At 43.8% G+C, this 6,904-nt stretch carries 5 protein-coding genes; all 5 read left to right on the plus strand.

Going from position 1 to position 6,904, the window contains the following annotated elements:
- Positions 1-305: 305 nt before the first annotated feature.
- The 5 genes from INF29_RS02825 to INF29_RS02845 all read left to right on the plus strand — a co-directional run bounded on the left by INF29_RS02825 (position 306) and on the right by INF29_RS02845 (position 6,700).
- Positions 306-785, plus strand: a complete 480-nt coding sequence (locus INF29_RS02825) for an S-layer homology domain-containing protein (RefSeq protein WP_193484457.1) — start codon at positions 306-308, stop codon at positions 783-785.
- Entirely contained in the window at positions 773-4,600 is a 3,828-nt protein-coding gene (locus INF29_RS02830; protein WP_193484459.1) for an InlB B-repeat-containing protein, read from the plus strand. Before INF29_RS02825 ends, INF29_RS02830 begins: the two co-directional genes overlap by 13 nt.
- A 227-nt stretch (positions 4,601-4,827) precedes the next feature.
- The gene (gene spoVT / locus INF29_RS02835; protein WP_191343765.1) at positions 4,828-5,373 is read left to right on the plus strand and encodes a stage V sporulation protein T; all 546 of its coding nucleotides are present in this window, start codon (positions 4,828-4,830) and stop codon (positions 5,371-5,373) included.
- Positions 5,374-5,540: 167 nt separating this feature from the next.
- Positions 5,541-6,473 carry a diacylglycerol/lipid kinase family protein gene (locus INF29_RS02840; protein WP_193484461.1) on the plus strand — a complete coding sequence of 311 codons (933 nt, stop codon included), beginning with the start codon at positions 5,541-5,543 and terminating at the stop codon, positions 6,471-6,473.
- Complete coding sequence (locus tag INF29_RS02845) at positions 6,470-6,700, plus strand: DUF1653 domain-containing protein (RefSeq protein WP_193484463.1); 231 nt, start codon at positions 6,470-6,472, stop codon at positions 6,698-6,700. Before INF29_RS02840 ends, INF29_RS02845 begins: the two co-directional genes overlap by 4 nt.
- Positions 6,701-6,904 lie beyond the last annotated feature (204 nt).

The following is a 6,904-nucleotide window of genomic DNA, read 5'->3' on the forward strand; positions in this document are numbered from 1 at the left end:
GTTTTGAAAAAACAGTTGAAGATTTAACTGAATAGATATTATGAAGAATTAAAATAGAGTTGTTTCTTGTTTTTTTAGTGGGATGTTATATGTAAAATATAGAAAACTCGTTGGAAAGCAGGAAGAAGGAATAAATGCAGAAAAATTTTTATGTATGCATATTGATTTTTGTACGAATCGTGATGAAATAAAACCGAAAGTATGTACCATACGGAATTGATGAAATTTGCGGGGCAAATTGATAGAGGTTCTGTATAGAATTTTTATGCGTAAAATATGCATAATAACACTTAGGAGGGGTCGAATTGAGAAAAAACGCAAAGAAGGCAACCAAAAGAACATGCTCTATGGCGTTGGCTGCAGTTCTGGCTTTTGCACCTGTGACAGTATTTGGTGCAACAGACACAGCAAATCATTGGGCAAATGCAGTGATCTCTGATTGGGAAAGCAAAGGTCTGATCAAAGGCTATGAAGACGGCACATTTAAGCCGGACAATAGTGTTAGCCGTGCAGAATTTGTTACCATGATGAATAACGTGCTGAAAAACGATGCAGAAGGCACTGTTAGCTTTACAGACGTGAAAGAAACCGATTGGTTCTATCAGGCAGTGGCTGCAGCAGTGAATGCAGGATACTGCAATGGCTATGAAGACGGTACTTTCAAACCCAGCGCAACCATCAGCAGAGCGGAAGCAGCTGTGATGATCGCAAATGCTATGGGTCTGGAACAGGATGCTGCAGGTGCGGAAGGATTTAGCGATGAAATTCCCGTATGGGCAGTGTAGGCGCTGTTGTAAAAGCAGGCTATATGAGCGGTTACCCTGATGGTACTTTTGGTGCAGCCAAATCCATTACAAGAGCAGAAGCTGTGTCATCTTTGAATCGTGTACTGACACAGAATGATGAAACAGTAGCAGCAACAGAAGTTGTGCTGACAGAAAAAGAAGCTGTTCTGGAAGATCAGGTTGTAGCAGGTAATGTGGTCATTGACAGCACAGTAGAAAAAGCAACGCTGCGGGATGTGGAAATTCAGGGTGACCTGGTGATCCGCTGCGCAGAAGATGACAAAGTTGTTTTGGATAATGTGACTGTAAAAGGTCGTATCATTATTGAAAAAACAGGCGTAGAAGTTTCTTTCTCCGGTAAAACAGATGTGAAAGAAGTGCAGGTAGGCGCAGTATGTGAATTGACAGCAGATGACTTTGAAGGCAGCATTGATACTGTTCGCATCACAAAAGAAGTTGCTGAAAAAGGTGACGTTGTCATTGACGTACCTGTTGATGAAGTGATCGTAGAAAAGAAAGCTTCTGTAAAAGTAAAAGAAAATGTAGATACCATCCAGATTGCTGAAGATGCTGAAGGCTCTGAACTGGATATTGCCAAAGATGTTGTTGTGGATCTGGTAAAAGCAGACGGCAAAGTGGAAATTTCCGGTGATGGTACTGTTACGAAACTGGAAGCAAATGCAGATGGCATTACATATCACAGAGATGTAACCATTAATAAGACAGAAGTAGCGTCTGGTGTAGAAGCGCCTACAGTTGTTGACGATTATGTAAGCGGTGGCGGCGGAAGCAGTTCTGTTACGAAATATACTGTAACTTTCATGGATGGGGAAACCACAGTAGATAGCCAGAGAGTACGCAGAGGCAGTACCGTAAGCAAACCCACAGCTCCCACAAAAGAAGGCTATACTTTTGTAGGCTGGTTCGATGGTGATACACAGTTTGATTTTACAACACCTATTCGCAGCAGTTTGACACTGAAAGCAAAATGGGTGTCTAATCCTGAAGATGGCGATGTGACAGCGTATGTAGATGGAAAAGGGTATGCTTCTTTGGCAGACGCTTTGAATGATACAGAACTGAAAGAAGGCGCTACCATCGTATTGCTGGAAGATCAGGAAGCGAGTGCACTGTTCAACATTACCAAAGATGTTACCATTGATGGGAATGGAAATAAGATTACAGCAGATGAAGGCATGACCAATAGCCATTTGATGCAGGCATTCGGTGCAAGTGTGACATTGAAAAATGTGACTTTAGACTGTGCAGGAGTAGCAAAAGGTCTGCATATCTACAATAACAATCAGTCTGGTGGAGAAAATGATGTTGTGACATTGGAAAATGTAACAATCTTGAACAGTGCCGGAAGCGGTATGACTGTAAATGGTGCGAAGGTAAATGCCACCAATCTGACCATAGAAGGCAGTGCTTGGGAACAGAGTATTGATGTATCTAAGGGCGGCAATGTTACGACATCTTCTCAGTTGACTCTGGACAGCGCAGATGGTCTGAAAGATACTTTCGCGATTGTTGAGGATGGCGCTACAACTGCAACTGTCAACATTGGCGGAAAAGAAAATTGTGGTGCAGTGGCTACTGCTATGGAGGACAGTAATGGCAATTCTTATCTGAAATATCAGTACAATACCTTTGCAGAAACAGGTAAGGATTATATGGCTCCTGCAACTGTAGAGGGTTCTTTGGAATATGTTCTGAGCTTGGCGCCCGCTGGTGCAAATATCCGTTTGACAGCAGGGGAATATGACGCACCGAATGTAAATGGTACTAGCGCATTTGCATTGGCGCACCCTGTAAGCCTGCTGGGTGCTGGCGAAGATGAAACCATTATCAATGGACATATTTTCATCAATTTTGATGGCAATAAAGATGACTATTCTAATGGTTCAGAATATCCTGTAACATTCTCCGACTTTACATTGCAGGATGACAATGCAGATGCACAGGTGGCAATCAACACAGGTGGTGTGAATTATGTTCGTGAACACTATACATTCACCATTGAAAATGTTACCATGAAAGACTACCTCTTTGGTGTGCAGCTGGCTTCTGGCTACCAGAATAACCAGATGACATTGAATAATGTCAACTTTGAAAATATCTGGTGTGCAGCTTCTGTACAGGAAACAAATGAATTGGCTATGAATGACTGCACATTTACAAATGTTACTTATCAGTTGCAGAAATTCTACCCTAACTATTATTATCCCACATTTGGAGATGAAACAACAAAAGTAGACGGCACTACAGTTAGTGTGCCTGGTATGGATGATTGGGAAAACACAGAAGCATCCTATACAGACGCTGACGGCAATAAAGTAACTGGTACTTTTGAAGATGCAGTGGCAAATGCGCAGGCAGACTCTACTGTAACATTGGTGAAAGATGTTACATTGGATAGTGCCCTTACAAGCTTTGCGGATAAGCTGACCATCGAAGGCGCAGGCAAGACCGTAACAACAACAGCAAATTATGGTATCAATGTACCGACAAATGTGACTTCCCTGACAATCAATAATCTGAATCTGGAAAAAGCGGAGAAAACAGGTACAGCAATCAAAGTTCCAAGTGCAAATGCAGATTTTACTTTGAATTTGACAAAGTGTAATTTCGATGGTTTTGAATTTGGTATTTACCGTGATCTGCCTAAGGATACAACTGCTAAAGCAACTATGAATCTGACAGGCTGCACATTTGAAAATGCAGATCAGAAAGCCATCTATGTAGAAGCATTGACAAATTCTACAATCCAGGGTTGTCAGTTCATCAACTGTGGTACCAAAGAAGATGGTGCACATGCAATGTCTTCTGCAGTTGATATCAACTTGAAATATGGTGATTATGAAAATATTAGCATTCAGGATTGCAACTTTGAAGGCAATGGCGCAGGGCTTGGCGGCGCACTGTTGATCAAAGCAAGGGATGACGGCAGCTATGCTGATACACCTGCAACATTGACAGGTGTAACCATCACCGCATGCACATTTACCGATAACAATAGAGATATTGTATTTGGGGAACCTATGAAAAATAATGCAGGTCCTACAGATGTTATGATTGATGATGTAACTGTAGAACCCAGCACAACCACTTTGCCTGGCAAACAGAACATCAATGGTGCGGAAGTTCTGGACTATCGAGTAGCAGCAGGCAACGCAGGCATTTCCTTTGCAGGCAGCGCCACAGGTGTAGTGGTAAATGACGCAGATGATTTCGATCTGACATTTGATAAAAATACTTTTGGTGAAGCTGTGACAGATTTCTTCTGTGCAGACTGTGTAGCAAATCCTGGTACAAACCATGCAGACCATGAAACTTTTGCAACTGTAAACGCAGATGGTTCTCTGGAAATGGTACAGGCTGATGATGGTCGTATGCCTTATTTCCAGATGGACAATGTAGATTTGGAAAGCAATACTTATACCATTTCCTATGATCTGAATGTAGCATATGATGATGAGGCGGATGGTGTACTGAGTGTGAACACAGGCAATACTGGTTGGGGCGCAGATGCCCATTTCGTTCTGAAACAGGGCGAAGGTCTGTATAATTTCTCTGGAAATACATTGTTAAGTGATGCAGATGTATTTAGAAATGACGGTACTTTCAGTGTAGTGGTAACTTATACATTGGATAATGGCACACCCAAAACAGAATTGACCATTACAGCAGCTGATGGTACAGAAGCAACCATCGAAAGCGAAGGTGGCAGCAATAAAAATGCTATCTACTGGTGCGGATATACTTATAAAAATGTATCTGCAAGTGTAGCAGACTTTACATTGACATGTAAATAAATTGAATGCTGTGAAAAACTGCGCAAAGCAGTTCTAACATTGGCATAAGATGATGTCGAACCCCCAGACAGGTACGAGAAAATTACCCTGCCTGGGGGTTGTTTTTTACGGAAAAAATCTCCATCTGCGGAAAGAAATCGTATTTTTACATAAATGTGCGTCCTTTGGTTCATAATAACTCTGAACAACCGGCCGACGGAGGTTGGACACAGAGGAGGACAAACAACATGAGAGCAACTGGCATTGTCAGAAGAATCGATGACTTGGGAAGAGTAGTGATTCCAAAGGAAATCCGCCGCACACTGCGTATCCGGGAAGGCGACCCTTTGGAAATTTTCACAGATAGAGAAGGCGAAATCATTTTGAAGAAATATTCCCCCATTGGGGAATTGGGGGCATTCGCCAAGGAATACGCCGAAAGCCTTGCCCAGACCGCGGGACATGTGACCTGTATCGTGGATAAAGACCGGATCATTGCCGTTTCTGGCGGCGCGAAAAAAGAATTTCTGGAAAAACGCATCAGCCCGGAAATGGAAGAATGTATCAACAAGCGCACCCCCTTTGCGGCGGAAGCTGGTGACGGGCAGTTTGTACCGGTGCTCCATGATGGCGACGGCAGCGAATATCCTTACCAGTTGATGGTGCCCATTATTGCCGAAGGGGATGCACTGGGTGCAGTGCTGTTTCTTTCCAAAGAGCAGAAAATGGGCGAAGTGGAAGGCAAACTGGCACAGACAGCCGCAGGATTTTTGGGCAAACAGATGGAATCCTGAGAAAGAGATTTCATTTGTTTCGCAGGGGAAAATAGCTGGAATCCTTGAGATAGAAAGGATTTCAGCTATTGTGTTTTTATGAGGATATTTTCCTGATGAAAAAAGTTTTATGCGTTGCCAGCCTTTTGGAAATGTGGTACCCTGTTAGACAAGACAGGAGGTGCAACATGCATCATTACTTTATCATCAACCCGGCGGCAGGCCAGGGGAAAGCGGCAAAGCTGGTGCCTGCCATCCGGGAATACATGGAAGGGGAAGGACTGCCTTTTACCATCTACCAGACAAAAGGCGTGGGGGACGCCATGGCTTATGTACGGTATATGGCAAAGAAAGGACCTGCGCGGTTTTATGCCTGCGGCGGAGATGGTACCCTCAATGAGGTAGTCAATGGGTTGAAAAAATTTCCGCAATGTCAGGTGGCTTTGATTCCTGCGGGAACAGGCAATGATTTTTTGCGGAATTTTACCAATATGGAAAACTTTCAGGATATCGCCGCACAGGTGGCTGGGGAAGCCGTTGCTATAGACGTGTTACAGGTTAACGGCAGACGTGTGGTAAACATGACAAACACGGGCTTTGACAGCGCTGTGGTGGCACAGACGGCAAAGCTGAAGAAAATCCCCTTTGTGGCAGGACCTTTGGCTTATGTGCTGGCGGTGGCAGTGCTGTTCTGCCGTCCCATGGGCAAAGACCTTTCCTTCCGTACGGACAACGGCAAGGAAGCCAAAGGAAAATTTCTGCTGACTGCCCTTGCCAACGGTAAGTTTTATGGCGGCGGGTTCTGTCCTGCTCCCATGGCGAAAATCAATGACGGCAAACTGGAACTGGTGGCAGTGCGGAAAGTATCCAGATGGCGGTTCCTCCACTTGGTAGGCGCTTTCCGCAAGGGAACTTACTTGCAGGAGCCAGCGGCGGAAACACTGGTATTTCAGGACTGCTGCACACGGGTACATATTCACGCAAAAGAAACCCAGAAGCTCAGCATGGACGGAGAAATCGTGCCTTTTACCCATCTGGAAGTAGCAGTGGAAAAAGGCGGACTTTCCTTTGTGGTGCCAAAGGGCAGTGCATTATTAGAAGAAAGGGACGTGATGGAATGATTCACCAAGGCGGATATTATCTCCATTATAAAAATAAACTCTATCGCGCGGTAGGTGTGGCGAAACATTCGGAAACACTGGAAGAATTGGTGGTTTATGAACCCCAGTACGGGGAAGGCGGCTTATGGGTGCGTCCACTGGACATGTTTCTGGAAAATGTTATCGCAGAAGGGAAAGAAGTGCCTAGATTTCGTTATGTAGGTATGGAAAAGCCCGAAGGGTATTAAAAAACGGATACCCTGTTAGGGGCATCTTCATAAGAAAACAAAGAAAGCCAAAATCCTTATCATTACAAAGGATTTTGGGCAGTGTGAAACTTTTTCTGTAAATATGTAATTGAAGAGGTTCTTCTATGGTAAAATTTAAATCATAGGAGGACCTTTTATTATGGCAAAACAGAAGAAACCCATACATCGGGTACAAATGACAGA

Source organism: Anaerotignum lactatifermentans (assembly GCF_014982935.1).
Taxonomy (GTDB): domain Bacteria; phylum Bacillota; class Clostridia; order Lachnospirales; family Anaerotignaceae; genus Anaerotignum; species Anaerotignum lactatifermentans.